Below are 22,339 nucleotides of genomic sequence, written 5' to 3' on the forward strand. Positions count from 1 at the left end.
TGAAGGCGCCGCGCCAGATCAGATGGCGCGGCGCCGGCGTTGGATGGTGGTCATGGCCGAAGCGGCGCGCGGTAGCCAAGGTCGTACAGCTCGCCGAATGCCGCTATTCGCATTTCGACCGGGATGGCGGAGTCGGTCGAGAAGACCGCGTCTCGGATAAATTCCTCCCGTTGCTCTGCTTCAACCTGCTGCGGCGTTCGAACCATTTCAGCCCGGAAGCAGCAACAAATGCCTTCTTCTTGATGCTCCACGGCGACCATCAGCGTATCGCCGGTTTTAAACGTGGCGCAGAGCGTGCAGTCGGCGCCGATGAACTGCTCAGCATCAGGCCAGATCGGTAGGCCGATCTTCACGATCCGCACGGTCGAGCCAATAGCGGGAAGGAATTCGCTCATGGAAACCTCACAACAAGCATGTTCCGGCGCACCTCGATGTTGATTTGCTTTGGCAGATCGGTGACCAGAAAAAAGCCCTGCGATTGCAGGGCTCTGATCAGTCCGGGGATTGTTGGGGCGATGACCGCCCGGCATTTACTGGTCATAGCGGCGCTCCAGCTGGATGCAGCGCTCATCAGAGCGCCAGTCGCCGGCCTCGAACGGGTAAACGTCCGGTTCGGCATCGTCTTCGAAGGGTTCCGGCTCGTCGTCCAGGTCGGGCGGGTCGAGCCACATATCGTGGGCGGTCACTGCCGCGTCACTCGTTCGATACGTTCCTGGCGCAGGGTGCGGGCGAGAACACTGAACCGCGCCATGTCGATGCGCATGTTCATCAGTTTGTGTTCTTCATGGCCGATATCGCCACGGGCCAGAGCATAAGCCGCCATGCCAGCGGCGTAGCAGAGTTCGCTTTCGGTCGCCACCAGGTCAACCGGCGGCGTCTCCAGCACCTTGCGAACTCGTTCGTTGAAAAGGGGAAGGGCAGTCTGGTTGAACATGGTGGTTTCCTCGGTTGATTCCCTGTCTGGCCCTCGGTGGAAGGCCAACCAGCGCAATCAGGTCGTCAGTGCTTCCACCAGAAACCACATGGAAACGCCGAAGACTGCGAGGGGAGTAACGACAAAAAGCCATGCACCCAAAGTGAGCCTCGGCATGGTGCTTCTCCAATCGAAGGTAGGCGGTGTGGATCAAGCCTCCGTTTCACGCCACGGTGGGCTGGGCCGAACCATGGCAAAAAATGCCAGGGTTCATCTCGGGGGCCCTGAGAGCCCAACAGCCGACCACGCCATGCATGCTGTCGGCTCTCGTTTATGCGGTGCTCGACGCTGCGCACCCGGGGTGAGGCTTCCCCTGTACCGGTTAGGCCGGCTCGCTTCCATCCGTTCAGCGGTGTGCTGTTCGGATGAACGAATTTAAGCGCACTGAAAAAGCGTGGTCAAGTGTGCTTAAGTAAATATTTTAAGCGCACTGAATTTTGCGGGCGACCTGACACAAAAAAGCCCGCTCTATGGCGGGCTTCGTACTTGGACTGAAACTCTATAGCTTCATTTCAAGAGCCATGGAGGCGCTGTAGATGTTCTCCAAGGGGTTATCCGTGCAGTACTTCGTCAAAAAAGCACGGATAGACTCAGGGTCTGGCTGAATTTTCATGCTCTCGGAACCCCAGTGGCGCTGAGTATTCGTCCCGCTTAGAAATCCCTGAACCCACAGAGTCGCAAGGCGACCGTTCAGCTTGTCGCCTTCCTTTTCCAGTTCAAGATACTTGCCGCAAGACTGAGCTCCTTGCCCGGCAATGGCAAATCCCTCGGCATGGACAGAGCTTGCAGCAAGAACCATGAGTGCTGGGAAAATTGCATAAGCCTTCCATCGCATGAAGAATGCTCCTATTTAGATTCCGCCGCCGCGCCAAACTACGCGACCTATGATTTCCACATCCTGCATGCCCTGGTCGCTGATCGGCATATCCGGGTAACGCATCTTGTCCTGGTTGTCCGAGCGTATCAGCCATCCGCCAGTGAGGTCGCGGATCAGGCGCTTGATGATGATCTCGCTGTCTGGATCGTACAGGGCGTACATGTTTCCGTTGCCTGGGTCGCGCCGGGACACATCGACAAGCAGCACCTCGCCGTCGCTCAGTGTCGGCCAATTGCTGTCGCCCTGGTTGTAGATGACTCGTAGGTTTTCGGCATTCAGCGACATGCGCTTGAGCCAGTCGCGTTTGAAGGCCAGGCCGCCAGTGATCTCTACATGGTCATTGAGGTATCCATTACCGGATGAGCCCTTGGCAGTGTATTGGGGAATCACTGCGTAGTCCTCTTCGTCAGGTTCGCCAGTCGTCTGGGCATCTTCTCGCTCAGGCCCAGTGCCAAAGGTCAACCACTCGGCCCGGTAACCCGTTGCCTTCGCCAGGGCGAAAACGCTTTCGGCCTTCAGCGTCTTGCTCTCGCCATTAATCCACTGTGTCACAGCCGATGGAGCGACATCGCATAGCTTGGCGATTTCGCTTTTTGACTTCCCGCTGGCCTGTATGGCGCGGGCAATTCGTTCTGGTCTATTCATGAGGATATATTAAGTTGGCTTAATTTAAGTGAGTGGAAATCTCGATGGCTTGTTGCGTAGTGTATTTAAGGGTGCTTAAATCTGCCCATTGCCACGCGAGGATTCGCAATGAACATCGACGATGCCGTTAAGTATTTCGGCTCCAAGACAAAGCTTGCCGAGGCCTTGGGAATCCGCCCGAGCGCCGTCACTCAATGGGGTTCAGACATCCCAGCAATCCGCCAATTTCAGATCCAGGTCATCAGCAAGAACAAGCTGAAGGCTGATCAGAAGGTGGCTTGACCATGTCTACAACTCAATTAAGCCAGGACCAACTTGTAAGGTCCCGCAAGAACATGGCCGTTCTCATGCAGCGGCTTGCATCGGTCGGCAATGGCCCGGTTGCGCTTGCAGTCGGTTGCGATGAGGCAACCATCAGCCGCATGAAGCCTGAGAAGTTCCAGCAGTTCGCCGAGATATTGTCAGTGTTGGACTTGAAAATTGTTCCGATGGAGATGCGCTGCTTCAACCAGCGCGACATCGAGGCGATCCTTCATCAGGCCAAGCGCTGGATGGAGCATGTGCAGCACGTCGACCAGCTGGACGAGGAATAGGCCGTGCCTGCCTTCCAGATCAATGTTGACGAGATAGAGGCCCTGCGCGGCCTGCCGCACATGGCGCGGATGATCTACGTCTTCGGCTTGCGTCCGTTCATGGACTACAGCACCGGCCTGGTTGGCGTGAAACGTGGTGTATCATGGAAGTCCATCGCCGAAGAGCTGTACATCGAGCCACACCAGGGCATCAAAGGCGGCGATCCCTCCGAAAAAGAACTCAGACGCGCTGCCGTATGGCTTGAAAAAGCCGGCCTGATAGGCCCAAACCAAGCCGAAAGGCGCCTCGTTTTCCCCCTGCTTCTGGCGACACGGGATAAGTCCGCCCCAAATAAAGTGGGCATCAAGTGGGCAGATGAAGCGGGCAGACCTGAAACACCATCAAACCCTAATGAATCCGGGGCTTTCGACCAAGTAGACCCATCCAAAGCCGGAGGGTATGAAACGCCGAAAGTGGGCACACCTCCGTTATCCGTTAAAAGCACTAGTACTGGTAACGCGCGCGGGGCTTTCGCCATGCCGCTGACCGACTGGGAGCCAGAGCTCAAAACCTTCAAGGCCTTCGCCTTCGCCAACTCCGTTTCAGCCAATGCGCTGACGCCGGAGATATTGGCCGCTTTCCGCACCTACTGGCACGTCCGCCCAGAACGCGAGCAGACCCAGGCCCAGTGGGAGCAACAACTCGTCAGCCACCTGAAACACCACATACGCCAGGCCCAGGCCGGGGGGTACACCCATGGATCTTCCAAAGCAAACGCCAATTCGAAACGCACCAGGGGTCACGGACCTGATGGGCAAAGCGGTGGATACCAGCGCCAAGATCGTTCAGCACCCGGCCGCGTCCGCGCAGCAATCGCCGAGCGACAACAACGAGAACAAGCTGCCTCAGCCGCTGCTGGACAAGCTGTGGTTGAAGATGTCGGAGATGTACGGCCACCGCTGGACGTCGAGTTTCGGCGAATCAGCTGACCTGGATCACAGCTGGGCAAAGATCCTCGGTGGACTGACTGGCCGTCAGCTCGCTGGTGGACTGCAACAGCTGATCGATCGTGCAGCTGAGTTCGACTGGCCACCTCCAGGGAACGTATTTCGCGGCATGTGCCTGCAAGTGCCCGGCATGCCAACGATGGATCAAGCCTGGACTGAGGCACTGATCGGCAAGTACAGCCATGAAGCCGTGAAGGTCGCAGCCGAAGCCACTGGCGCGTTTGATCTGCGTACCGCCAAGCACAGCGACAAGGCCCTGCGCCAAAACTTCGAACGCAACTACGCCATCGTCCAGCGTCGCGCACAGAACGCTCAGCCCTTGGACGGAAAGATCCCTGCGGGGATTGGCCACGAATCCAAGACGCCACGCCAAGTGCAACTGGCCGCATCGCACCAGGAAGCACGCGACCTGATGGCCGCACAGAACATACCAACAGACCCAAAGGCTGCACGCGCTCTGCTGCTGGCCAAGATGGGCATCCGGAGGCCCGCATGAACTACGAACCCAATGTCCGCTACTCCCGCGGCGTCGATCCTCAGGTCCGGCAGATGAGCGTGATCTGCGATGTGTGCGACAAGCCACGCAACAAGGGGCGTCACGACAAGTGCTCTAAAACCCGCCAGGCGGCTGGCTTCAAGTTCCTGGCCGACAAGCCTGCTGGCGCCCCGACCACCTGCGCAGGCTGCAAGCGCGTGTTTCGCTTCGACGCCATGGTCGGCAATACCTGCCGTGGCTGCCACGCACTCACGCTCCGGATGGTCATGGGCGGGGGTGAAGCATGAGTGACCTGAGTCCGGTGAGTTTCCGCGTTCCTGGTGAACCGCAAGGCAAGGGTCGCCCGCGTATAGGCAAGGTTGGGCAGCACTCCCGCATGTTCACGCCACAGAAGACCGTTGCCTACGAAGGCGTTGTAGCGCTGGCCGCTCAAACTGTCATGCAGGGCCGCGAGCTGCTGCAGGGCGCTGTCATGGTCGAAATGCGGATCATCGTAAGCATCCCTCAATCCATGTCGAAAAAGCGGAAAGCCATGGCCCTGGCAGGCGACATCTTCCCGATTAAGAAGCCCGATGTGGATAACGTCGAGAAGGCGATCTTCGACGCAATCAATGGCGTTGTCTGGAAAGACGATGTGCAGGTAGTGGACGTGTTCAAGCGCAAGCGCTACGGCGAAACCCCAGGCGTGCATGTGCGGATTGTCCAGCTGCAGGAGGCCGCGTGACCCGCAACGCAACGAACTACGCAGAACTACGCAAGGGGGCAGTATGAAACTCGGGAGCGCTCGTTTGGCGTGGCACGATTGTTACTACACACCCTGGGACAGCGTGATGCACCACGGCCTGGAAGGGGCGAAGCTGGGTAAGCGCGGTTACGTGGCGAATGAGACCCGGCCTGAGCGTTGGGAGAACATTGGCAAGTGCGCCCACATGGCGCTGGCTGGGCGAGTGCAGAATGCCATTGCCAGCCTTCCCATGGATTACCAGCAGTTCGGTCACCACCTGTATGCCCCCGTCATCACGACCGAGGTGTCGAACAACTGGGAGGAAGTGGCGCTGGCAAAGCTGGCCGGGCACGTTCACCTGGAACTGGAGCGGCGCGGGGAGAAGCGGACCTGCAGGCCGTACAGCCGCGAGTGGTGGGTTGCCCGCGGCGTCCTGGTCCGGTACCGGCACATGGTGCAGGGCGGCATGGGCGCTAACCCGGACCCGATGGCTGCCCAGTGGGTGTTCCGGGAGTGGCTGGCCGACAATCACGGGCTTGAACTGGACAGCCGAAACTGGTCCCGGCAGTGGGGCTGGCTGGTGCAACTGATGTTCGATCAGGCTGGGATTATTGATGGTATTTGCTTGAGCCCGGTTGGGCGTGTACTCAGTGAAGAGCGGGAGGCGGCGTAGGCGATGGAATTTCTCAGATAATTGGTCACAAGCTTGTGATGTCTTCGTGCCTTCATGCTGCGTTATGCTCAATAGTCACTCAGCAATCAGGAATGCAGCATGGAAAGTGAAGTTCAAAAGGATGAAGGCCTTACTATCGAGCAGTATGCAAAAGCCAAAGGTGAGCTTGAGAAAACTTGGCGAGGTAGAGGAATCGATTGGTTTCTACAAGATCTGGCGCGCTGGGCAAACGATATGAGTCTCACGTTTGGCATAACCCTTCATACGCCTGCCGGGATTGTCTCTGGTACTGTGATCTCCCATGAAACATATTTCAAAGAGTTCGCTAACCAATTTGCAGGCCCTTGGGCTGGGGAGAGTGAAGACTTGGTCCGAAAAATGATCACATCCCTCGGCGAGCCAATCCCAGCTAATGATAAGCCTGACTCAAACTTCCAGTTCATTCATCTGAAAGAGGCTCAGTTCTATGCGCCCGGTCAGAATCCAATGCCAGCGAAGGGCGTACTCTGGAGAGGAAAGATTTCCTCGGTGAGTAGCTTCAATCTGGGGTGCTTTTCTCCCGCTTGACAGAAATGTGCGGGTTTCGGCATGATTTACCCACTGTGACAAGCAGCACCCAAACCAAAGAAACCCGCCATTGAGCGGGTTTTTTGTTGCCCACGATTTCATTCCAGACCCCGCCACCGAGCGGGGTTTCGTGTTTCTGGAGGCCACATGAAAGCCCCAGCAAGGAGTAAGCACATGCCCACAAACGCACCGGAAGGCATCGTTGAAGCAGTCGGCGCCTCCGTGGCGAACAAGGGCATGCTCGTCGGTGCGACAACTGGGGTGGCCGGATGGCTGACCCAGGTCAATTGGATCGGCGTTGCCGGCGTCGTGATAGCGGCGCTGGGCTTCCTGGTGAACACATGGTTCCGCTGGCGGCAGGAACAGCGTGACATTGCCCTGCGCCAGTCGCAGGAGATGCGCGAGGCTGCTGAGAGCGCTGCCCGTATCTCGTACTACCTTGAGCGGCGCGAAGTTGAACGTCCGTAAGCGCATCGCTGCGGGCCTGCTGACCCTCAGCGCCTCGGGCTTCCTCGCATGGCAGGCCAACGAAGGGTTCACCGACACGGCCGTCATCCCCACCAAGGGCGACATTCCAACCATCGGCCACGGCTCCACCAGGTGGGAAGACGGCACGCCCGTGAAGATGGGTGACACCATCACCCGCCAGCGCGCAGAGGTGCTGGCCCGCACCCTGAACAGCCAGGCCGAGAAACAGTTCGCCGCCAGCCTGCCGGGCGTGAAGCTGCACCAGGAAGAGTTCGATCTGTACATGGACTTCGTTGGCCAGTACGGGATTGGCACCTGGCGCGCGGGCTCGCCTCGCCGCGATCTGCTGGCCGGCAACTACGCCCAGGCCTGCAACGACTTGCTCAAGTACAAGTTCGCCGCCGGCTACGACTGCTCGACCCCGGGCAACAAGCGCTGCTGGGGCGTCTGGCAACGCCAGCTCAATCGCCACGCCAAGTGCATGGGCGCGCAATGAGCAGGAAGCCGCTGTACACGCCCTGCAAGCTGTACGTCGATGGAGCCGATGGCATTGCGGTCGGTGACTTCATCACCACCGCTGCCGGCTCCGCTTACTTGGTTCAGACGCTTCGGCTGAGCCGCACACGGCCAGAGCGCAAGCACATGGATTGCCTGCGCTGGCCTATCGCGGAAGTGCCGCCAGAAGCCCGTTACTTCGAGCTGACCTGGTACAAGAGGTGATCCGATGACCAACTATCTGATTGCAGGCCTGCTGGCTTGCGGCGTCGTCATGTACGCCGGCTGGCAAAAAATCGAGCGTCAGACAACTCAGCTCGAGCAGGCCATCGGCAAGATCGAAACCCTTGAGGCCGCCTCCGAGTCCCGCCGCAACACCATCAAGCTGCTGGCCGAACTTGACACCCAGCACACCCAGGAGCGCGAACGTGCGAACCAGACCAATGCCAGCCTTCGTGCTGATGTCGCTGCTGGCAAGCGCCGGCTGTCAATTCTCGCCACCAGCTGTGCCGCAGGATCTTCCGCCCCCGGCCTGGATCATGCAGAAGCGCGAGCCGAACTTGACCCAGCGGCTGCTGAACGAATTGTCGTCATCGCCAACGACGGTGACGACGCCATCCGCCAACTGAACGCCCTGCAGGACTACGTCCGCACGGCCTGCCCTGGAGCAGTGCAATGACCCAGTACGAAATCAAGGACACTGACGGACAGGTCCATCGCATCGAAGCTGTTACCCACGTCCTCGACTCGAACGGGCTGACTCTGTACGCATCGGCGGGCGTCGTCGTGGCGATCTTCCCCAAGTTCGCCTGGATGCGTCAGGTGCAGGCCGTTGTTGCTGACTCCAGCGCTGATAGCACCAGCGCTCCGAGCGCTGAAGAAACCACCAGCGGCGAGGTTGTAGCCCCGGCCGCCACCGGCGAGTAATCCACCATGGCCCTAACCGCCAAGCAGCAGCGCTTCGTCGTCGAGTACCTGGTCGACCTGAACGCAACGCAAGCGGCTATCAGGGCCGGATATGCAGCAGCAAGGGCCAGGGAGCAGGCCTACCAGCTCATGAAGAAGTCTGAGATCCAGGAATCGATCAACAAGGCTATGGACGAGCGCAGCAAGCGCCTGCAGGTCGATGCCGATTACGTACTCCAGCGGCTCACCGAGATTGACCAGCTCGACCTGGCTGACATCTTCGACCTAGACGGCAAACTGTTGCCTGTCCGGCAGTGGCCCCTGATCTGGCGCCAGATGGTCAAGGAAGTGGACATGAAGACCGGCAAGGTCAAGTTCCACGACAAGTTGCGTGCGCTTGAGCTGATCGGTAAGCACGTCAACGTCAATGCGTTCCGGGAGCAGGTGAACCACACCGGGGACATCAACTTCACGGACATGACGGACGAAGAACTTGAACGCCGTATCGCCAAGCTCTCCGGCAACCAGGGCTGAAAAGCATGAGCTGCTTGCGCTGCTGGAGGAGCGAAAGCGGCGTAACGCGCAGCGCCAGTACTTGCTGCAGTTCGAATCGCTCTACGAATGGCAGCTTAAGTTCGTCAGGGCAACCGCGGAGTTCTCTTCGTGCATGCTCATGGCGGCAAACCGGGTGGGCAAGACCCGCACCGGCCTGACGATCGACGCTGTGCACCTGCTGGGCGACTATCCGGATGATTGGGAGGGCCACCGCTTCGAGGGCGCGCCGCTGTGCTGGCTGCTGGGTTTCTCGATGGAGAAGACCCGCGACCTGCTCCAGACGCCTCTATTTGGTCGTCTCCAGGTAGGGCAGTGGACAGGCGGCCTGATCCCGGCCGACCGCATTGTCGATTGGCGATCTGCCACCGGCACCAGCGGTGCGATGCGCGAAGTCCGCGTGCGGCACGCCTCGGGCGACATAGCCACTGTGCAGTTCTGGTCCTACAGCCAGGGTCAGCACGCAATCATGGGTGACAGCGTCGACTGGTACCACATCGACGAAGAGCCCGAAGACAAAGAGATCTACCCGCAGGTCATCACCCGGACAGCCACAGGCGACCGAGGACGAGGCGGGCGGGGGATCCTGACCTTCACCCCAGAGAACGGGCGAACCGAACTGGTCGTCAAGTTCATGGATGATCCGGGCGAAGGCCAGTACATGCAGCGCGCCACCTGGGATGACGCACCGCACCTTTCCGAAAAGACGCGTCGCGAGCTACTTGCCGCATACCCGGCCTGGCAGCGCGACATGCGTACGCGAGGCGAACCATTGCTCGGTACCGGCCTGATCTTCGATTTCAGCGACGACGACATCAAGTGCGCGCCGTTCCCATGCCCCGATCACTTCTGGGTCATCAACGGCACGGACTTCGGTTGGGATCACCCGCAGGCGCACGTACAGCTGTGGATCGACATGGAGGCGGACGTTATCTACGTCGCCCATGCCTGGAAGCAGTCGAGGGTCACCCCGGTCACCGCCTGGGGATCGGTCAAGTCCTGGGCGCAGCACGTGCCCACCGCCTGGCCAAGTGACGGCCTGCAGTCCGAGAAGTCTTCGGGCGACGAGCAGAAGAAGGCCTACGTCGATGCGGGCTGGAACATGTTGCCGGAGCACGCCACATGGCCTGAGGGCGGCGTAGGCGTGGAAGCTGGCCTGGTCCAGATGTACGAGCGCATGACCACCGGCCGCTGGAAGGTGTTCAGCCATCTCAGCGGCTTCTTCGAAGAGAAGATGAACTACCACCGCGATGAGAAGGGCCGGATCGTCAAGCTTCAGGACGACATCCTGTCAGCTGCTCGATACGCCTACATGATGCGGCGCTTTGCGCGTCAGCGGTTCCAGTGCAAGCCAATAATGCACGGAACCCACCAATCCCATTACGACCCATTCAACTGAGGACTCATCCCATGGGCGGAGCAATCAAACAGGCGGCCAACGTTGCAACGCTCGGGCTGAGCGATGCAGTGCTCGGCGACAGCTTCGACACCCCGAAGACCAACACCACCGCCGCCGATGAGGTGAAGGGTAGCGAAGTGTCGACCGCCGACGCCGAGGGCAATGCCGCTGACAAGCGCCGCCGCGCTAAGGCTGCCGGCATCTCCTCGACCATCCTGGGCGGAGCCAACGCGGCAGCAGCACCGACCGCCACCAAGACCTTGCTGGGGCAATAACCATGGCCACCGACAGCCCACGCAAGCTGGCCGAGAAGCGGCTGTCAGCGTTGAAGAACGAGCGTTCATCCTGGGATACCAATGCAAAGGAGATCTCCGACTTCATCCTGCCCATGCGCTCCCGAGTGATGTGCGACAACACCAATCGTGGCGATCGACGCAATAACAAGATCATCAACAACCGAGCCACCATGGCCAGTCGCACCACCTCGTCCGGGATGATGAGCGGAATCACCTCGCCGGCACGCCCATGGTTCAACCTGGCTCCCGTGGCCAGGGCCATCATGGAGTTCGGCCCGGTCAAATCGTGGTTCTACGAGTGCACCCAGCGCATGCGCGACGTGTTCCTGCGCTCGAACCTGTACCAGGTGCTGCCTACCTGCTACCAGGAGGGGGCCACTTTCGGCACTGGGTGCATCTGGGTTGATGAACACCCTGGCACCGTGATCCGTTGCGAGGCTTTCACCTGGGGCGAGTACTACCTGTCGAACGGGGCGGATGGCAAGGTTAATGCGATCTACCGCGAGTTCGAATGGACTGTGAATCAACTGGCCGAGAAATTCGGAGTTGAGGCGCTCTGCCCTACATCCAAGGCGATGTACGAGAACAACAACGGCGACAAGTTCGTGAAGTGCGTCCAGCGCGTAGAGCTCAACATGAACTCCAACCCTGGCCGGGCAGGCAGCCAGAACCTGCCATTTAGCGCTATGACCTGGGAGGTGGGTGCGCCTGGCGACCAGGTTCTGGAGGACAAGGGCTACCACGAATTCCCTGCCATGGCTTTCCGCTGGGAGTCGCTTCCGGGCGATGCATACGGCAATGGACCTGGTCGCATCTGTCTCGGCGACGTGAAGGCCCTGCAGCTGTACGAGCGCCAGGCGGCCCGCATGACCGAGACCGGGGCAAACCCGCCGCTGCAGGCTCCGGCCGAACTGCGTGGGCAGCCCAGCAGCACCATTCCGGGTGGCGTGACCTACGTCCCCATGGTTGGCGGCCAGAACCAGATGGCGCCGATCTACCAGCCCAATGCGGCGTGGCTGTCGCCCATCCAGGCGAAGATCCAGGAGCACGAAGGACGGATCAACGAAGCGTTCTTCGTCGACCTGTTCCTGATGGTCAGCCAGCTCGACACCGTGCGCACCGCCACCGAGATCGCGGCCCGAAAGGAAGAGAAGATGCTGATGCTGGGGCCGGTGCTTGAGCGTATCAACGATGAGTTGCTCGACCCGCTGATCGACCGCACCTTCAACATCATGCTACGTCAGTCGATCCCGATCTGGGCCGGAATCATCGATGGCGACCCGTTGCTGCCACCACCACCCCAAGAGCTTATCGAGGCCAACAGCGAGATCCAGGCCGAGTACGTGTCGATCCTGGCTCAGGCTCAGAAGTCTCAGAACGTGCTGGGCCTGGAGCGGTTCGCGACCCTGGCCGGCAATCTGTCCGGGGCATTCCCTGAGGTGCTGGACAAGGTCAACTCCGACCAACTGATCGAGGAATACGCCGACGCCATTGGCGTGGTGCCAACCGTGGTCCGTGGCGCCGACGAGGTTACCGTCATCCGCGAGCAGCGCGCCCAGCAGCAACAGGCCCAGCAAGCCCAGCAGGCCATGGGCGCCGCCATCCAGGGGGCCAAACTCCTGTCCGAAACCGAAGTCACCCCGGATAACGTCCTGGGGCAGATGCTGGGAGCCTAAATGTTCGAAGACGCCGAGATCCTGCAGAAGCGGGAGGACGCCGCACGCCTGGAGCAAGAGCAGGCAGCCCTGGACTTCAAGTGGCAGATGGCTGATCCCCGGGGCCGGCGCCTGGTCTGGATGCAGCTTGAGGCCGCCCGCGTATTCCACCCGGTCTACGACCCGAAACCAATTCCGATGGCCTTCAACGAAGGTCGCCGCCAGCACGGCCTAAGCCTGCTGGAGCGCATCAACACCCTGTGTCCGCACCTGTACCAGGTGATGGTCGCGGAAAACACCACGGTCAAAAGCGAGGAATGACCATGAACGACAAAGTAATCGAGCAAGAAATTCAGGTCAAAGGACTCAATGCTCCGCGCATCCGTCCAGCTGACATCGAACTGAATATCGAAAGTGAGTGGTACATCAATGCCGCCACAGGTGTAGTGCCAAACGATGTGCAGCCGCCAGTACCTGCAGACCATCCATTGCGCCTGCTGACATTCTGCGTTCTGGTTCTTCGCAACGGCTTCACAGTGTCCGGTGAAAGCGCTTGTGCCAGCCCGCAGAACTTCGACGCTGAGATCGGTAAGCGCATTGCCCGCGAGAACGCCGTTGCCAAGGTGTGGTCGCTGATGGGCTATGAGCTGCGCAGCAAGCTGGCTGGGGGTGAAGCATGAACCTCTTCATCCACGGTCGTCTCGGCCACTTCCTCATGAACGAAGCCGACGCCGATGGCGGCCCGGGGGGTGGGGTAGCCGCTGCCGCGACCTCTGCCGAGCCGCAAAGCAACATCCTCGGCGGCGAACAGGCTGCGCAAGGCCAGCAGCAACAGCAGGAAGGTCAGCAGCAGAGCCAAAAGCAGGAAGGCGAGGGCGAGCAGGCTCAGAAGCCCGTTGTGCCCGAAGCCTACGCCTTCAAGGAGCTCCCCGAAGGTTACGCAATGAGCGACCAGCAGTTGGCCGAGGTCAGCCCGCTGTTCAAGGAACTCAACCTGACCCAGGAGCAGGCAGACAAGCTAGTCGCCTTTGACGCCAAGCGCGCCCTGGCTGCCGAGCAAGCCGGCCTGGAACAGCGCCAAGGCCTGGTCACTGGCTGGGAGAAATCCCTGCGCGAGGACGCAACCTTTGGGGGCGCCAACTTCGACGCCAACGTAGGCGTTGCACAGAAAGCCCTGGCCCAGTTCGGTACCCCCGAGCTGAGCACGATGCTCAAGGAGTCCGGCCTGGGCTCCCATCCCGAAGTTGTTCGGCTCTTCCACCGGATCGGCCAGCAGCTGGCCGAGGGCCAGCTGCATAGCGGTTCCGGCAATACCACCCGTAAGTCCAACGAAGAAGTCTTCTACGGAAAATCCTGAGGAGTAAATCATGGCCGTTATCGCCAACACTGCGCTGACGCTGGCCGACTGGGCCAAGCGCCAGGATCCGGATAGCAAGCCGGCGCGCATCATCGAGATGCTGAACCAGACCAATGAAATCCTGACCGACATGCTGTGGCTGGAAGGCAACCTGGCGACCGGTCACCGCACCACCATGCGTACCGGCCTGCCATCCGGTACCTGGCGTGCGCTGAACGCCGGTATCGCCCGTGGCAAGTCCACCACCGTTCAGGTCGACGAGACCTGCGCGCTGCTGGAAAACCTGGGCGTTGTCGACGAGAAGCTGGCAGACCTCAACGGCAACACCGCAGCCTTCCGCCTGTCCGAGAACGCCGCCTTCATCGAGGGCATGAACCAGGACATGGCCACCGCACTGTTCTACTCCAACAGCGCGCTGGAGCCGGCCAAGCCACTGGGCCTGGCGCCACGTTACAGCGACAGCACCGCGAAGAACGGTCAGAACATCATCAAGATGGGAGGATCCGGCTCAGACAACACCTCGGTGTGGCTGGTGGTGTGGGGTGACCAGACCGTGCACGGGATCTTCCCGAAGGGCTCGAAAGCCGGTCTAGACCACAACGACATGGGCATCGAGCTGGTAGACGACGGTACTGGCAAGGTCTTCCGCGCCTACCGCGACCACTACAAGTGGGAAACCGGTGCGGCCCTGCGCGACTGGCGCTACGCCGTTCGCATTTGCAACATCGACATCAGCGACCTTGTGGCCGACACCAACGGCAGCACCGTGAAGTTGATCGAAGCGATGGTGCGTGCGGTGCACCGCATCCCGAACCTGCGCATGGGTCGTGCCGCGTTCTACATGAACCGCACCATCGCCGAATGCCTGGACATCCAGGCGATGAACAAGAACAACGTCCGTCTCAAGATCCAGGAATACGACGGTGAGTTCATCACCAGCCTGCGCGGCGTGCCTTTCCGTACTTGTGACGCGCTGCTCAACACTGAGTCGCCGGTCATCTGACCGGCTCTTCCCAGCCAAACCCTTCTCCGGAGAAATCCCATGATCACCGACAAGCTGAACCTGTTCAGCGGTTTGACTGGCCAGACAGTCACCGCGACGGCGGCATCGACCGACGTTCTCGACCTGGGCCCGCTGACCCACGGAAACACCCGCCGCGACATCGGCGCCGGTGAGCCGCTGTATCTGGTCATCGCTGTTCTGGTTGCCGCCGCCGCTGCTGGTGCTGCCACCGTCAACTTCCAGCTGCAGACCAGTGACGACAACGCCACCTGGGTCACCCTGTTCGACTCCGGCGCCACCGCACTGGCCGACATGGCAGCCGGCAAGCGCCCGGTGGCCGTTGCGGTCCCGCGCGGCGTCCGTCGCTACCTCCGCGTCAACTACACCGTTGGCACCGGCCCACTCACTGCTGGCACGTTCTGGGCTGGCCTGGTCAAAGATGTCCAGGACACCGCCTACTACGCCAGCGGCTTTACCATCGTTTAAGGAGCGACCATGAAAGTTATCGCACTTGAACGCGGCTACTACGGCGGGAAGATCCAAGACCCACCTGAGGCCGGTGGCCAGCCGTTCGATATCCAAAGCGAAAGCCACCTGGGCAAATGGATGCAGCCCCAGGGCTGGAAGCCATCCGGCAAGGCCCAGGCATCGACCACCACTGGCACCGGCAGCCAGGCCAAGCAGTCCCTGGGCTACGCCGGCAAGTTCAACGGTGGAACCCGCTGGCGCGTCATAGATGCCAAAGGTGAGTGGTTCAGCGACTTCATCGGCGCCAGCAAGGAAGAGGCCCAGGCAGAGGCTGATCGCCTGAACGCCGGCGGCGAACCGTACGTGAAGCCTGAAGAGACCACCACTGGCACCGGCAGCCAGGACGGCGGAGCAGGTGAAGATGGTGACAACACCGATGACGATGACGACGACGGCCCGGACGCCTGAGTCAGCAACCCACCAAGGGCCCTTCGGGGCCCTTTTTCATGGAGTCAGCTTTCAATGTCCTCGGTGATTGATATTTGCAACATGGCCATCTTCCGCATCGGTAACGGCACCCGTATCGATGACCTGGAGGAAAACAGCCAGCCAGCCCGAATCTGCAAGCAGTTCTACGAGAGCAGCCGTGACTTTGTGCTGCGTGCCGACTGCGACTGGGGCTTCGCCACGGCTTTTGTCCAGCTCGCCGAGGTGGCTGACAACCCGAACCCAGATTTTCAGTACGCCTACGCCGTGCCGAACGATTGCATGCGCGTGCGTCGAATCGTCAATCCTGGCTGGCCGCATGGCGCTATCCCGGTTAGCTACGAGTGCTACATGCCAGAGCTGCCGCGCATCCCGTTCCGTGTGGTCAACGGGTCGAGCCAGCGCCTCATCAGCACCAGTGTGAGCCCGGCCACCCTGGAATACACGCTCAAGGTCACATCACCTGAGCTGTTCGACCCGATCTTCGTGTCAGCCTTGGCCTGGTACCTGGCCAGCGAGATCGCCGGGCCGCTGGCCAAGGACGCCGGCACCGCCAGCGCCTGCTACGCCCAGTACAAGGCCACTGTGCTGGAGGCCGCTGCCACCGCGCTCAATGAGGGCACCACCCAGTACCAGCGCGAATCCACCTTCATCACGGGGCGCGGGGCATGACTGAAGTTATCCAGCCGTCCTTCAGCGCTGGCGAAGTGTCGCCAGCCACCTACGCCCGGGTTGACCTGGGCCGCTACTACACCGCGCTCAAGACCTGCCGCAACTACCAGGTGCTGCCAGAGGGCGGGGCGCAGAACCGATCCGGCATGCGCTACATCGTCGAGACCAAGAACAGCGCGGCAAAGTCCCGGCTGATCCCGTTCCAGTTCTCGACCGAGCAGACCTACATCCTCGAGTTCGGCAACCTGTACATCCGCTTCATCAGCATGGGTGGCCAGGTTGTGAGCGGGGGGCTGCCGTATGAGATCGTTTCGCCGTATACAGCAGCGCAGCTGGCGGACCTCAAGTTCACCCAGTCGGCCGACGTGCTTACCATCGTCCACCCTGATCACCCGCCCCGCGAGCTATCGCGCCTTGGCCCAACCAACTGGACCTTGACGGCCATCGTGTTTGAGCCAGGCATCGCCGCTCCTACGGGTCTGACGGCATCTGCACGCTCTGGCGGCTCTGGCGACACCACCGAGTATCAGTACAAGGTGACCGCTGTCAGCAGCATTTCCGAGGGCTCCGTCGAGTCGAACGCCAGCAACACGGCCACCGTGAACAGCTTCGACAACAAGCCCGGGGCAAGCCTGAGCTGGACGGCATCAGCCGGCGCCGACCACTACAACATCTACAAGAACAAATCTTCCGGGGTGTTCGGCTTCATCGGCCAGGCCACCGGCACTACCTTCACCGACATCAACATAACCCCCGAAACCGACAACACCGTACCCATCGCGTACAACCCGTTCGCCGATAGCAACAATCCTTCAGTGGTGGGCTACTACCAGCAGCGCATGGTGTTCGCGGCCAGCAAGGCCAACCCGCAGACTGTCTGGATGTCGCGCACAGGCGACTTCCACAACTTCGGCTATTCCGACCCGAACAAGGACGATGACGGTATCGAGTTCGTCATCGCCAGTCGCCAGGTCAACCAGATCCGCCACCTGGTATCACTGCGCGAGTTGCTGGCCATGACCTCCGGCGCAGAGATCGCCATCACCGGCTCGACCGATTCCGGGGTCACTGCCGCCAACGTGTCTGCCATCGAGCAGAGCTACTTCGGTACCAGCGACGTGCCGCCGGCCATCTATGCCAACACGGCGCTTTACATCCAGGCCCGCGGCGGAAAGTTGTCAACGCTGGCCTACAACTACGTCTCGGACGGCTTCCAGCCGCAGGACGTGAGCGTGCTGTCGTCGCACCTGCTGCGCGGCTTCACCATTCAAGACATGGCATTCACCCTGCAGCCCAACGGCATTCTGTGGATGGTTCGCAACGACGGCATGCTGCTGGGCTTCACCTTCCTGCCTGATCAGCAGGTCTATGCCTGGCACTGGCACGACACCGATGGGCAGGTCGAGTCGGTGGCCTCGGTACCGGAGAACGACGAGGACGCCCTGTACCTGATCGTCAAGCGAACCATCAACGATTCCACCAAGCGCTACATCGAGCGCATGTCCACCCGGCAACTGACCAAGTTCGGCAGCGGCGATTACTGGTTCGACCGGGCTTTCTTCGTGGATTGCGGGCTGACCTATGACGGCCGACGCACCGGTACCGCTGTGCTGAGCGGCGGAACCACATGGCAATACCCGAACCCGCTGACGCTGACCGTTTCCGCTTCAACCTTTGATGCCGGCATGGTTGGCCGCAGCGTGATCCTGTACGGCGGGGGCAGTGAATACGCCATTGGCGACGTACTGACCGTGAAGATCACCGCGTTTGTCTCGGCAACCGTCGTTACGGTAGAGCCACAGTCCGTGGTGCCTGATTCGCTGCGCGGCGTATCTGCGACCCGCTGGGGGCTGGCGGCATCTGTGGTCAGCGGCCTTGCTCACCTGGAAGGCAAGACCGTGAGCATCCTGGGCGATGGCAACGTTATTCCGCAGCAGGTAGTCACAGGTGGAGCCATTACGCTGGACAGCCCGACCCTGGTGGCGCACATCGGTCTGCCGATCACCGCCGACTTCGAAACCCTGGACATTACCCTGCAGAACAACCAGGCCTTCTTGGGCAGCAAGAAGCGCATCAACCAGGTGGTGGTGATCTGCCAGGAAAGTCGCGGCATCTTCGCAGGCCCGGACGCCGACCACCTGGACGAGTTCAAGCAGCGCGCCGACGAGGACTATGGTGAGCCGATCGAGCTGCTGACCGGCCGGGCCGAGATGGAGATCCAGTGCCAGTGGGATAACTACGGGCGCTTGTTCATACGCCAATCGGACCCATTGCCGCTCACCATTCTGGGGGTCATGCCCAATGTCCAGTCGGGTGGCTGAAATGCTGCCGGCTGATGACCGGCTGATCGAGATGACGGTGGCCAATGCGCGCATGGCCGATCGGCTGGAGTTCGAAGCCATCCGTGGGCTGACCGTCGAGCAGGAGTTGCGCTACTCGGTTGAGCGAAGCGTGAGGCCCCTGGCCTATGTGGTTGATGGGCGCGTGGTCGCCATGTTTGGTGACATCAGGATCGATGACCAGACCGGCGTGCCATGGCTCATCAGCACCACGGCAATCGACCGGCACCACCGTTCCTTCCTGATCGAGTGCGACCGTGAGGTCGCTGCCATGCGCCAGCGTTACCAGGTGCTGATCAATTACACCGATGCCCGCTACACCAAGGCCTTGCGCTGGCTGCGCTGGCTCGGTTTCCACATGCATGACGCCGTTCCCTACGGGATCAACGGTGAACTGTTCCACCCAATGACATTGAGGGGGCTGTAATGGGCGCAGCAGCACCAGTAATCGGCCCGGCAGCTGCCGCCGGCGGGGGGATACTCAGCGCGTATTCCCAGATCCAGCAGGGTAAAGACGCGGTGAAGGCCGCCAATCGCCAGCAGCGTTACCTGAACGACCAGGCGCGCGGCGTAATCAACCAGGGCGACTTCGCTGCCGATATGGCAAACGAGCAGGGCCGCCAGACGGCCGCCAGCCAGCGCACCGGTTTCGCGGCCAATGGCGTGGCGGTGGGGCAGGGCTCAGCCGGCCGGATCGAGCAGGGCACCATAGACCTTGCCCGCCAGGATGCCGGTCAGTTGCGTGTGAATGCTTACAAGCAGGCGATGGGGCTTGTCACCCAGGGCAATGAGGAAGTTCGTCAGGCGAAGGCGAATTTCCGCACTAGCCGTCTCAATGCGTTTGGTTCGCTGCTGACTGGCGGCGGGCAGGCTTACAACATGTACCAGAGAGGCTAGCCATGGCAGTCAGAATCCCCACCCTTCAACGTCGTGTCGCACCGGAAGTAGCTGCAGCCCCAAGGGTTGCCCAGGCATCGGTAGACGCATCCGGGCTTGCACGTGGCCTGTCGAACCTGGCCAATGATTTTGAACAGATCCATCAGCGTGAGGTGGAAGAAGCGAACCAGACGTTCGCCATAAGCACTGACTCAGGCGCAACTGAGTGGAAGAACAACCGGCTGTACAACCCTGAAAGCGGCGCCATGAGCCAGAAGGGCGAGAACGCTATTGGCCTCACCGAGCGCGTGATGGCTGACTGGGGCGACTATTCCAAAAGCGTCATCGAGAACGCCAAAACCCCTGCGCAGAAGATGATTGCCAGCAGGATCATGTCGAACCAGGGCTCGCAGATCCAAGGCCAGTTGTCGCCTTATGAGCTTCAGGAAATCAAGGTCTACAAGGATGGGGTTTCTGCTGGAGGTGTAATTACAGCGCAGAACGACGCTGCGCTTAACTACGGAGTCCCCGGCGCTATTGACCAGGCGCAGATGAAGATCGAAGGCATCTTGGACCTGCAGGGGCAACGCAATGGTTGGTCGCCGGAACTGCTTGGTGCGAACAAGCAGAAAGCCCTAAGCGGCATGATGACGGATGTAGTGCAGAACGCACTGACCAAGTCCACCCAGGCTGGCCAGGCCTTGTTTGATCGATACAAGCCAATCATGGACGCGGATTCACAGGCCAGGGTTGGCGGATGGATTGACACATCCAGGCGCCGCGATGAAGCCGAGGCCAGGGCCAGGCTGATTGAGCAGCGACAGCTTCAAGCCATTGCGCGTGGCGAGTTGCAATCGCGCGTGCAGGATGCGAATGCCGCCGCCCTCAACGGCTTTGTACCTGGAGATGTGCCGACGTTCTCAGACTTCCGGCGGTCTTTTGATAACGAGGATCAGGCCCGCAGTGCGTACAGTTCATTCCAGAAAGTTCAGGCTATCGCCCCAGTTGCCCAGGAGCTGCACAGCGCCCCAGTGGATCAATGGCCGCAGATCTTGCAGCAGTTCGATAAGACGCATGACGGCGTGGCCGGCCCTGGCTTCAAGGAAGACCTGGAGATCCAGCAGCATGTCAGCCGCCTGGCTGACACCATCGCGAAGCAACGCCAGAGTGACCCCGCGGCCTACGCCGTTCAATACAGCCAGCCCGTCAGGGATGCGTTCGTGAAGGCCCAGCAGACCGGAGATCCCAAGGACTACCAGGCATATGCCGAAGCTGCCGTTGCTGAGCAACGGCGCCTTGGCGTGCAGTCGCCACAGCTTCTGCCGGCCGCAACTGCCTCCCAGATTGCCGCGAAGTTCAACGACCAGGTCGCGGGCGGCGATAGCGCTGCAACCATGATTGAGCAGCAGGAAGAGCAGTGGGGAAAAAGCTTCCCTCTTATTGTCAAGCAGCTCGGGAACATGCTACCGCCCGAAGCGCAAGTCATTGCTACCAAGCTGCCAAAGGACACAGCTGAACGTATGGCCTCGGTGGCCCAGCTCAGCGAAGAAGATCTGAAAAAAGGATTGGATAAGGGCGTCGCCGACAGCGTCGCCACTGCCGTTCACTCGAAAATGGAGAACCTAGCCAATTCTCTGCAAGGGCAATCAGAAGGAGTGAGGACGTACAACACGATGTATCAGGCAGCCTACAAAACAGCTCTTTCGTATGCCCGACAGGGTGAAACTGCTGACAAGGCCGCCGAGCGCGTTGTTAAAGGAATGGTCGATGACAAGTACGAGTTCTTCGAAGCATACCGCGTGCCGAGAGCTCTCAACACGGCAGCGATCAAGCGCGGTGCCGAGTCCGCGATCGACAGAATGACTGGTGATGATTTGTCTGTTCTGGTCGGCATTCCGGGTGTATCGGAGGAGGAAAACCTTCGGCAATGGCTCGATAAAGTAAAAAGTTCTGGTCAATGGGTGACGAACGGAGATGAAACCGGGCTGATGCTTATGCAGGGTGGTTACCAGGTGCGGGGTAAAGATGGCCTACCGATTGTCCGTACATGGAATGAGCTAACCGATGCAGGGTTGCAGCAGCGCCACCGTGCACGCCAACGAACTAAAGGTTTGGGGGTTAGCGAATGACTATCTATGCAGGCGATGTCCCTGCGCTTGACCGGCGCACATTACTGGATGTTCCAGCTGACACTGGCGATGTCTTCGGGGCTGCGTTTAGAGGTGGAGCAAATGACAGTGCTTCGGTTGCTGCATATCGTCTTGAAGAGCTGAACCAGCAACAGCTTGGCCGCGCCGTTGTTGCAGGTCCGGAATCGTACCTGGCGCCAAACGCCGGCCGCCTCGAGCCAGACTCCCCGCTGCTTACTGCTGACCAAGCTCTAGATCAAGTGGCAAGTGCAGGACTGGATATTCTTGTGCCCAAGCAAGGGATCAGGCAGGGCGCCTTGGATATCCTGATTGATCGGCACCGCGAGCAGTTGGCTCGACAGCAGATCATGCTTCGGGCGGGCGGCGGATCGCTCCCTGTAAAGCTTGCTGCTGGAGTTGCTGCCTCTCTTCTTGATCCGCTCAACATTGCGTCGGCCTTCGTTCCAGTAGTTGGTGAAGCTCGCTATGCCCGACTGCTGGCCGGCGCTGCTTCGCCGCTTGGGCGTGCATCTGTGCGTGGTGGCGTCGGTGCGCTGGAAGGTTCTGTTGGTGCAGCCATTCTTGAACCTCTTCCATTGTTGGCAGCTCAGCAGGACCAGACTGAATATGGCCTCTCCGATACATTGGCAAATATCGCTTTCGGCGGGCTTCTTGGTGGTGGCCTGCATTCGGTTGGTGGCGC

35 protein-coding genes are annotated in these 22,339 nt (G+C 60.3%); 28 read left to right on the top strand and 7 right to left on the bottom strand.

All coding sequences use genetic code 11. The features are described from left to right. Positions 1-50 precede the first annotated feature (50 nt). From D3Z90_RS04085 to D3Z90_RS04100, 6 genes are all read right to left on the bottom strand, one after another. Entirely contained in the window at positions 51-395 is a 345-nt protein-coding gene (locus D3Z90_RS04085) for a hypothetical protein (protein WP_136474521.1), read from the bottom strand. Continuing rightward, positions 392-541 (bottom strand): hypothetical protein, encoded by a 150-nt coding sequence (locus D3Z90_RS26730; RefSeq protein WP_168198432.1) that lies wholly within the window; start codon positions 539-541, stop codon positions 392-394. Before D3Z90_RS26730 ends, D3Z90_RS04085 begins: the two co-directional genes overlap by 4 nt. Further along, the gene (locus D3Z90_RS26735) at positions 531-686 is read right to left on the bottom strand and encodes a hypothetical protein (RefSeq protein WP_168198433.1); all 156 of its coding nucleotides are present in this window, start codon (positions 684-686) and stop codon (positions 531-533) included. The genes D3Z90_RS26730 and D3Z90_RS26735 overlap by 11 nt, the downstream gene beginning before the upstream one ends. Continuing rightward, positions 683-934 (bottom strand): hypothetical protein, encoded by a 252-nt coding sequence (locus D3Z90_RS04090; protein ID WP_136474522.1) that lies wholly within the window; start codon positions 932-934, stop codon positions 683-685. Before D3Z90_RS04090 ends, D3Z90_RS26735 begins: the two co-directional genes overlap by 4 nt. Positions 935-1,472: 538 nt before the next feature. Beyond that, positions 1,473-1,808, bottom strand: coding sequence for a hypothetical protein (locus D3Z90_RS04095; RefSeq protein ID WP_136474523.1), 336 nt, complete (start codon positions 1,806-1,808; stop codon positions 1,473-1,475). A 15-nt stretch (positions 1,809-1,823) separates the two neighbouring features. Beyond that, positions 1,824-2,495, bottom strand: a complete 672-nt coding sequence (locus D3Z90_RS04100) for a S24 family peptidase (RefSeq protein ID WP_136474524.1) — start codon at positions 2,493-2,495, stop codon at positions 1,824-1,826. Between the two features lie 108 nt (positions 2,496-2,603). On the opposite strand from D3Z90_RS04100, the gene D3Z90_RS04105 reads away from it, so the two are divergent. The 28 genes from D3Z90_RS04105 (at position 2,604) to D3Z90_RS04240 (ending at position 21,636) form a co-directional block, all read left to right on the top strand. Continuing rightward, on the top strand, positions 2,604-2,777 hold the full coding sequence (locus D3Z90_RS04105) for a Cro/CI family transcriptional regulator (protein ID WP_136474525.1): 174 nt from the start codon (positions 2,604-2,606) through the stop codon (positions 2,775-2,777). Between the two features lie 53 nt (positions 2,778-2,830). Beyond that, positions 2,831-3,088 carry a CII family transcriptional regulator gene (locus D3Z90_RS04110; protein ID WP_256658321.1) on the top strand — a complete coding sequence of 86 codons (258 nt, stop codon included), beginning with the start codon at positions 2,831-2,833 and terminating at the stop codon, positions 3,086-3,088. A 3-nt stretch (positions 3,089-3,091) separates the two neighbouring features. Continuing rightward, complete coding sequence (locus tag D3Z90_RS04115) at positions 3,092-4,057, top strand: DnaT-like ssDNA-binding domain-containing protein (RefSeq protein ID WP_136474527.1); 966 nt, start codon at positions 3,092-3,094, stop codon at positions 4,055-4,057. Further along, positions 4,014-4,571 (top strand): hypothetical protein, encoded by a 558-nt coding sequence (locus D3Z90_RS04120; RefSeq protein WP_256658322.1) that lies wholly within the window; start codon positions 4,014-4,016, stop codon positions 4,569-4,571. Before D3Z90_RS04115 ends, D3Z90_RS04120 begins: the two co-directional genes overlap by 44 nt. Beyond that, a complete protein-coding gene (locus D3Z90_RS04125; RefSeq protein ID WP_136474529.1) occupies positions 4,568-4,858 on the top strand; it encodes a hypothetical protein in 291 nt (96 codons plus the stop codon). Before D3Z90_RS04120 ends, D3Z90_RS04125 begins: the two co-directional genes overlap by 4 nt. Then, positions 4,855-5,295: a RusA family crossover junction endodeoxyribonuclease gene (locus tag D3Z90_RS04130; protein ID WP_136474530.1), complete on the top strand. Its 441-nt coding sequence runs from the start codon at positions 4,855-4,857 to the stop codon at positions 5,293-5,295. The genes D3Z90_RS04125 and D3Z90_RS04130 overlap by 4 nt, the downstream gene beginning before the upstream one ends. Before the next feature lie 43 nt (positions 5,296-5,338). After that, complete coding sequence (locus tag D3Z90_RS04135) at positions 5,339-5,968, top strand: hypothetical protein (RefSeq protein WP_136474531.1); 630 nt, start codon at positions 5,339-5,341, stop codon at positions 5,966-5,968. A gap of 99 nt (positions 5,969-6,067) precedes the next feature. Then, complete coding sequence (gene gvpU, locus D3Z90_RS04140; RefSeq protein ID WP_136474532.1) at positions 6,068-6,535, top strand: gas vesicle accessory protein GvpU; 468 nt, start codon at positions 6,068-6,070, stop codon at positions 6,533-6,535. A 174-nt stretch (positions 6,536-6,709) separates the two neighbouring features. After that, the gene (locus D3Z90_RS04145; RefSeq protein ID WP_136474533.1) at positions 6,710-7,003 is read left to right on the top strand and encodes a holin; all 294 of its coding nucleotides are present in this window, start codon (positions 6,710-6,712) and stop codon (positions 7,001-7,003) included. Continuing rightward, complete coding sequence (locus tag D3Z90_RS04150; protein ID WP_136474534.1) at positions 6,990-7,499, top strand: glycoside hydrolase family protein; 510 nt, start codon at positions 6,990-6,992, stop codon at positions 7,497-7,499. Before D3Z90_RS04145 ends, D3Z90_RS04150 begins: the two co-directional genes overlap by 14 nt. Beyond that, entirely contained in the window at positions 7,496-7,723 is a 228-nt protein-coding gene (locus D3Z90_RS04155) for a hypothetical protein (protein WP_136474535.1), read from the top strand. Before D3Z90_RS04150 ends, D3Z90_RS04155 begins: the two co-directional genes overlap by 4 nt. Positions 7,724-7,727: 4 nt before the next feature. Continuing rightward, the gene (locus tag D3Z90_RS04160) at positions 7,728-8,177 is read left to right on the top strand and encodes a lysis system i-spanin subunit Rz (RefSeq protein ID WP_136474536.1); all 450 of its coding nucleotides are present in this window, start codon (positions 7,728-7,730) and stop codon (positions 8,175-8,177) included. Then, on the top strand, positions 8,174-8,425 hold the full coding sequence (locus D3Z90_RS04165; protein ID WP_136474537.1) for a hypothetical protein: 252 nt from the start codon (positions 8,174-8,176) through the stop codon (positions 8,423-8,425). Before D3Z90_RS04160 ends, D3Z90_RS04165 begins: the two co-directional genes overlap by 4 nt. A 6-nt stretch (positions 8,426-8,431) precedes the next feature. After that, complete coding sequence (locus D3Z90_RS04170; RefSeq protein WP_136474538.1) at positions 8,432-8,938, top strand: terminase small subunit; 507 nt, start codon at positions 8,432-8,434, stop codon at positions 8,936-8,938. Further along, the gene (locus D3Z90_RS04175; RefSeq protein WP_136474539.1) at positions 8,898-10,355 is read left to right on the top strand and encodes a terminase large subunit domain-containing protein; all 1,458 of its coding nucleotides are present in this window, start codon (positions 8,898-8,900) and stop codon (positions 10,353-10,355) included. Before D3Z90_RS04170 ends, D3Z90_RS04175 begins: the two co-directional genes overlap by 41 nt. Before the next feature lie 11 nt (positions 10,356-10,366). Beyond that, the gene (locus D3Z90_RS04180) at positions 10,367-10,630 is read left to right on the top strand and encodes a hypothetical protein (protein WP_136474540.1); all 264 of its coding nucleotides are present in this window, start codon (positions 10,367-10,369) and stop codon (positions 10,628-10,630) included. A gap of 2 nt (positions 10,631-10,632) precedes the next feature. Then, the gene (locus D3Z90_RS04185; protein WP_136474541.1) at positions 10,633-12,327 is read left to right on the top strand and encodes a portal protein; all 1,695 of its coding nucleotides are present in this window, start codon (positions 10,633-10,635) and stop codon (positions 12,325-12,327) included. Next, positions 12,328-12,627, top strand: a complete 300-nt coding sequence (locus D3Z90_RS04190) for a hypothetical protein (RefSeq protein WP_136474542.1) — start codon at positions 12,328-12,330, stop codon at positions 12,625-12,627. Between the two features lie 2 nt (positions 12,628-12,629). Further along, positions 12,630-12,986 carry a Gp49 family protein gene (locus D3Z90_RS04195; protein WP_136474543.1) on the top strand — a complete coding sequence of 119 codons (357 nt, stop codon included), beginning with the start codon at positions 12,630-12,632 and terminating at the stop codon, positions 12,984-12,986. Then, a complete protein-coding gene (locus D3Z90_RS04200; protein WP_136474544.1) occupies positions 12,983-13,663 on the top strand; it encodes a hypothetical protein in 681 nt (226 codons plus the stop codon). Before D3Z90_RS04195 ends, D3Z90_RS04200 begins: the two co-directional genes overlap by 4 nt. A gap of 10 nt (positions 13,664-13,673) precedes the next feature. After that, the gene (locus D3Z90_RS04205) at positions 13,674-14,666 is read left to right on the top strand and encodes a major capsid protein (RefSeq protein ID WP_136474545.1); all 993 of its coding nucleotides are present in this window, start codon (positions 13,674-13,676) and stop codon (positions 14,664-14,666) included. 39 nt (positions 14,667-14,705) lie between these two features. Further along, positions 14,706-15,152 (top strand): Bbp16 family capsid cement protein, encoded by a 447-nt coding sequence (locus tag D3Z90_RS04210; protein WP_136474546.1) that lies wholly within the window; start codon positions 14,706-14,708, stop codon positions 15,150-15,152. Between the two features lie 9 nt (positions 15,153-15,161). After that, the gene (locus D3Z90_RS04215) at positions 15,162-15,602 is read left to right on the top strand and encodes a hypothetical protein (protein ID WP_136474547.1); all 441 of its coding nucleotides are present in this window, start codon (positions 15,162-15,164) and stop codon (positions 15,600-15,602) included. A gap of 54 nt (positions 15,603-15,656) precedes the next feature. Next, on the top strand, positions 15,657-16,292 hold the full coding sequence (locus tag D3Z90_RS04220; RefSeq protein ID WP_136474548.1) for a hypothetical protein: 636 nt from the start codon (positions 15,657-15,659) through the stop codon (positions 16,290-16,292). Further along, entirely contained in the window at positions 16,289-18,613 is a 2,325-nt protein-coding gene (locus D3Z90_RS04225; protein WP_136474549.1) for a hypothetical protein, read from the top strand. The genes D3Z90_RS04220 and D3Z90_RS04225 overlap by 4 nt, the downstream gene beginning before the upstream one ends. A gap of 1 nt (position 18,614) precedes the next feature. Continuing rightward, positions 18,615-19,058, top strand: a complete 444-nt coding sequence (locus D3Z90_RS04230; RefSeq protein WP_256658323.1) for a hypothetical protein — start codon at positions 18,615-18,617, stop codon at positions 19,056-19,058. Next, positions 19,058-19,528, top strand: coding sequence for a hypothetical protein (locus D3Z90_RS04235; RefSeq protein ID WP_136474551.1), 471 nt, complete (start codon positions 19,058-19,060; stop codon positions 19,526-19,528). Before D3Z90_RS04230 ends, D3Z90_RS04235 begins: the two co-directional genes overlap by 1 nt. Before the next feature lie 2 nt (positions 19,529-19,530). Further along, complete coding sequence (locus D3Z90_RS04240) at positions 19,531-21,636, top strand: hypothetical protein (RefSeq protein ID WP_136474552.1); 2,106 nt, start codon at positions 19,531-19,533, stop codon at positions 21,634-21,636. Positions 21,637-21,887: 251 nt separating this feature from the next. On the opposite strand, the gene D3Z90_RS26915 is transcribed toward D3Z90_RS04240, so the two are convergent. Next, a complete protein-coding gene (locus tag D3Z90_RS26915; RefSeq protein ID WP_218571418.1) occupies positions 21,888-22,325 on the bottom strand; it encodes a hypothetical protein in 438 nt (145 codons plus the stop codon). Positions 22,326-22,339 lie beyond the last annotated feature (14 nt).

It is taken from the genome of Pseudomonas sp. DG56-2, assembly GCF_004803755.1.
GTDB classification, from domain to species: domain Bacteria; phylum Pseudomonadota; class Gammaproteobacteria; order Pseudomonadales; family Pseudomonadaceae; genus Aquipseudomonas; species Aquipseudomonas auratipiscis.